This is a genomic window from Mesorhizobium sp. M7A.F.Ca.US.007.01.2.1 (assembly GCF_003998165.1).
Taxonomy (GTDB): domain Bacteria; phylum Pseudomonadota; class Alphaproteobacteria; order Rhizobiales; family Rhizobiaceae; genus Mesorhizobium; species Mesorhizobium ciceri.
Genome location: NZ_RZQP01000349.1, coordinates 1 through 4,270, shown reverse-complemented (window position 1 = coordinate 4,270; position 4,270 = coordinate 1). Strand labels below are relative to the sequence as shown.

Genomic DNA, 4,270 nt, shown 5'->3' with positions numbered 1-4,270 from the left:
GGACACGACAGCTGCCGCAAGCACCACAATGGCGGCGAACAGTATCTCGACAGCGCCCAAGTCAGGCATGGAGCCTCCTTTCACAGATCTCGTGGAGGATTGCGTTCATGGGCGATCCGGCTGCGTTGGAATACTTTGCCGACAGGTTATTGCATGTCGGCCAAAAGCGAACCCGGGTTTGGGACAGCGACATGCATCAAGACAAAAGACTTAAAGCGCGTTGCATGGATCCGTTCAAGCGCGACGCATGAAAGCAGTCGCCTTACTTCAATTCCACCCACACCGGCGCATGGTCGCTGGCACCGTCCTCGCCGCGCACGTCGCGGTCGATGCCGGCGGCGGTCAGGCGGCGTGCCAGTTTCTTCGACAGCAGGATGTGATCGAGCCGGAGGCCCGCATCGCGCGGCCAGCGGTTGCGGCGATAGTCCCAGAATGTGTAAAGCGTTTCCTTCGGATGCTTCTTGCGCAGGGCATCAAGCCAACCCTGGTCGAGCAGGCGCCGGAACGACGCCCGGCTTTCCGGCTGCACCAGCGCGTTGTCGTCATAGGAGCGGGTGGCGTAGATATCGCGCGGCTCGGGCACGATGTTGTAGTCGCCGGCCAGCACCACCGGCAGGCCGGTGTCGAGCAACTGTTCGGCATGCGCCTCCAGCCGCGCGTGCCAGGCGAGCTTGTAGGCGAATTTCGGGCCGGGCTGGGGATTGCCGTTCGGCGCATAGAGGCAAGCGACGACAATGCCATTCACCGCCGCCTCGATGTAGCGGCTCTGCCTGTCGGCTTCGTCGCCGGGCAAGGCATCGCGGGTCAACACGGGCTCGGCACTCCGCGCCAGGATGGCAACGCCGTTCCAGGTCGGCTCGCCCTTCCACACCGCGCCATAGCCGGCCGCCGCCAATGCCGAGCGCGGAAACTGCATGTCGCGTGCCTTCAACTCCTGCAGGCACACGACATCGGGCTTTGCCACAGCCAGCCATGCCAGCAGGTTTTCAAGCCGGCTGTTGATGTTGTTGATGTTGAAGGAGGCGATCTTCATCGCTTCAGGAAGCGATCCGACCCGACCACGCCTTGACCGTCTCGGCCAGCGTCTTCAGATGATCGGCGGTCGAAAACCCCGAAACACTCTTGCGAGGCTTGAGATCGTGGTCGCCGTCCTCCAGCCAGATCACCTCGATGCGATCGGAAAGGTCATAAGTCGCAACCTCGTCCCTGGTGCCGAACTCGTCGCGGGTGCCCTGGAAGATCAGCGTCGGCGTCTTTAGATCGGCAAGGTGTTTTGTGCGCAATTGCTCGGGCTTGGCCGGCGGATGGAAGGGATAGCCGAGGCAGACCAGCCCTGAAATCTCGGCCTTGGCAAACATCTCGTCGGCAACCATCGAGGCGACGCGCCCGCCCATCGACTTGCCGCCGATGACGAGCGCGCCGGTCACGCCCTTCGCCCTGAGGTCGGCTATCGCCTTGATATATTCCGGGTTGACCGTCTCGGCCCGCGGCGGCGGCTTGCGGTGGCCATAGCGGCGGGCAGCCATATAGTGGAACTCGAAGCGGGCGACCTGGAAGCCGGCTTCGGCCAGCGCCTTGGCGGTGGCGGTCATCGAGGGAGAATCCATCGCCGCGCCGGCGCCATGGGCGAGCAGGATGGTGACGGGGGCGGCATCGTGGCCATCGAAGAGGAATGTGGTCATGGGGCGGCCTTGCTGGAGAGGTCGAGTTCCGTCACACTCCCCTCTGTCCTGCCGGACATCTCCCCCGCAAGCGGGGAGATTGCGCGCTCAACCGCTTTCGCCAATCTCCCACTTTGCAAGCAGGAACGGGACGCCCAAGCTGCCGATCTCCCCCCTTGCGGGGGAGATGGCCGGCAGGCCAGAGGGGGGTGTTCAAGCGCCAGCATCCCTCACCCCGCCGTACGCGCCAACTGCAGATCCACGAACTGCACGCCCTTGGCCGCCACCCGCGACCACTCGGACTCCGCATCGAGTTCGAGATAGCGCACCCACAGCCGCCGCGCCTCCGGCAGATCGCCGGCGTCGAATTCGAGCCGGGCGAGGTTGAACACCGGATCGGCATAGTTTTTGTCGAGCGCGATCGCTTTCTGCAGGTGCCTTCGCGCCGAGGCCTCGCGGCCCTGCTCGCTCATCAGCCCAGCGAGGTTGAACCAGGCCTCGACGAAGGCCGGATCGAGTTTTATCGCATTGATATAATCGTGCGCGGCGTCCGCCGCGTGGCCGCCGGCGCGCAGGCAGTTGGCGCGGTTGAAGGCGGCAATCGCATCGCTCGGATCGATGGCGAGACAGCGCTGGTAGAGTGCGGCTGCCCTATCATGGTCGCCACCCTCCTCCGCCGCTTCGGCCTCGGCAAACAACTCTTCCAGTGTGTCGTCGCCTGCCGAACCGGCGCTGCCCAAATCGAACAGAAGCTGTCCGTCGAGTTCGCTCTGGCCGCCTTCGAGGTAGATCGCATCGGCGCGCCCATGCTGCGAGCCGACATTGAGCGACTTGGCGGTCAGCGACGCCACCGGGCCGGAGCGGTGGACGGAGCGCGCGATCGCCCCCCATGTCGCGCCGCCGGCGACGAGCCCTGCATATTTGCGCGCCAGGATCAGGTCGCGGAAGGAATAGGGTTCTGCGTCATGCTCGAACGCATCGAACAGTGACAACAAATCGAGCTCGGCGCCGGATAGCCGCGATTGCTCGATCAGCGATTGCCGCGACAGCGAAGACGCCTCCGGTGCCTTCATCAGCCCGAGAAGGCGCAGGAATCCGTTCTCGCTGAGGAGCTTGTGCCCGGCCCCGCGCTCGGCGGCGACACGGCGCTCGATCTCGGCATCGCCGTTCCTGGAGAGCCCGGCCTTAGCAAGCAGCGTGCGGCCGCACACGACATGCGTGGTGCGCCTGGTGACGCCGCGCCGCAGCTGGCCGTGCTGGCGTTCGACTTCACGCGCGGCCAGTCTGAGCGGAAACGCCGCCAGCGCGCCGATGGTGCCGAAAACAGCGCCGGCCGGTGCCGTCATTTCTTGCTCTTGCCGACCGCCTTCAGCAGATTGGCCTTCAGCGGATTTTCAGCAGCACCACCCGCTGCCGCTTTCTTCGCGGCTGGCTTGGCAACCTCGTCGGCCTTGCTCTTCGACTTGGCCGGCGGCTTCGATTGCGACAGGCTCGCCTTCAGCGCATCCATCAGGTTGATGACATTGCCGCGCTCCGGTGCCGCCGCAATAATCGGCTTGTGGCCTTTCAGCTTCTCGCGGATCATCGTCATGAGTGCCGCCTCGTAGCGGTCCTCATAATTCTTCGGATCGAAGGTGGTTTCCTTCTGCTTGATCAGCGCTTCGGCGAGCTGCAGCATTTCGGGGTCGGGCTTGCCAGCTGGAATATTGCCAAAATATTCAGCCGTTCCGCGCACTTCGTTCGGATTCCTCAAGGTGCACACGAACATGCCGTTCTCGCGCGCGCCGATCGTCACCACGCGCTCGCGGCTCGACAGCACAAGGCGGGCGATGGCGAGCTTGCCGGATTTGCGCATCGCTTCGCGCAGCACGGCGAAGGTTTCCTCCGCCATCGCGCCGTCGGGCGCCATGTAGTAGGGCGCGTCCTGGTAGATGACGTCGACCTCGTCCTCGTCGACGAAGGCCTCGATGTTCATCGTGTGATTGGATTCGATGCGCACCGCGTCGAGGTCTGCATCATCGATGATGATGTACTGCTTGTCCTCGTATTCGTAACCCTTGACCAGATCAGCACGCTCGACGAGCCCTAGTTCGGGGTCGACCGGCTTCATGTTGATGCGGTTATGGGTCTTCTTGTGCAACTGGTTGAACGAGATGCGCTCGCTGGCGCTGGTGGCGGGATACAACCGCACCGGACAGCTCACGAGGCTGAGTTTGAGGTAACCTTTCCAACTTGCCCTGGGCGCCATGAAACACTCCTACGCGGTCATGCACTGACAAAGACCTGCAGCGCTTTCGTCCGAGGACGATTGAGGCTGAGCAAATCCTACACCGACCGCACACAATACCGGCAAATCCCTGACGAAATCTTCCGCCATGCATTTGAGGTCGTGGACAGAGAATAATTCAAATTGTTGGAAGCGTCGATGGACTGGAATTTGAAACGCTGGCGGGACAGCGCCCCCCTCTGTCCTGCCGGACATCTCCCCCTCAAGGGGGGAGATCAACAGCTTCGGCGTCTCGCCCACTTCAGCAGCGTTGCAGATTAGCGGAAGCCCGGGTAGTGGCCAATCTCCCCCCTTGAGGGGGAGATGTCCGGCAGGACAGAGG

General features: G+C 63.3%; 5 protein-coding genes. 1 reads left to right on the top strand and 4 read right to left on the bottom strand.

What is annotated here, in order from left to right; genetic code table 11:
* Positions 1 to 251: hypothetical protein (locus EN949_RS36265; protein ID WP_206534988.1), on the top strand; the 251-nt coding region annotated here is incomplete at its 5' end.
* Positions 252 to 262: 11 nt separating this feature from the next.
* Here the strand turns inward: EN949_RS36265 and EN949_RS33255 are convergent.
* From EN949_RS33255 to EN949_RS33235, 4 genes are all read right to left on the bottom strand, one after another.
* A complete protein-coding gene (locus EN949_RS33255; protein ID WP_127365689.1) occupies positions 263 to 1,033 on the bottom strand; it encodes an exodeoxyribonuclease III in 771 nt (256 codons plus the stop codon).
* A 4-nt stretch (positions 1,034 to 1,037) separates the two neighbouring features.
* Positions 1,038 to 1,682 carry an alpha/beta family hydrolase gene (locus tag EN949_RS33250; protein ID WP_127365690.1) on the bottom strand — a complete coding sequence of 215 codons (645 nt, stop codon included), beginning with the start codon at positions 1,680 to 1,682 and terminating at the stop codon, positions 1,038 to 1,040.
* Positions 1,683 to 1,891: 209 nt separating this feature from the next.
* Complete coding sequence (locus EN949_RS33240) at positions 1,892 to 3,007, bottom strand: tetratricopeptide repeat protein (RefSeq protein WP_127365691.1); 1,116 nt, start codon at positions 3,005 to 3,007, stop codon at positions 1,892 to 1,894.
* Positions 3,004 to 3,909 (bottom strand): Ku protein, encoded by a 906-nt coding sequence (locus EN949_RS33235; protein ID WP_024501732.1) that lies wholly within the window; start codon positions 3,907 to 3,909, stop codon positions 3,004 to 3,006. Before EN949_RS33235 ends, EN949_RS33240 begins: the two co-directional genes overlap by 4 nt.
* Positions 3,910 to 4,270 lie beyond the last annotated feature (361 nt).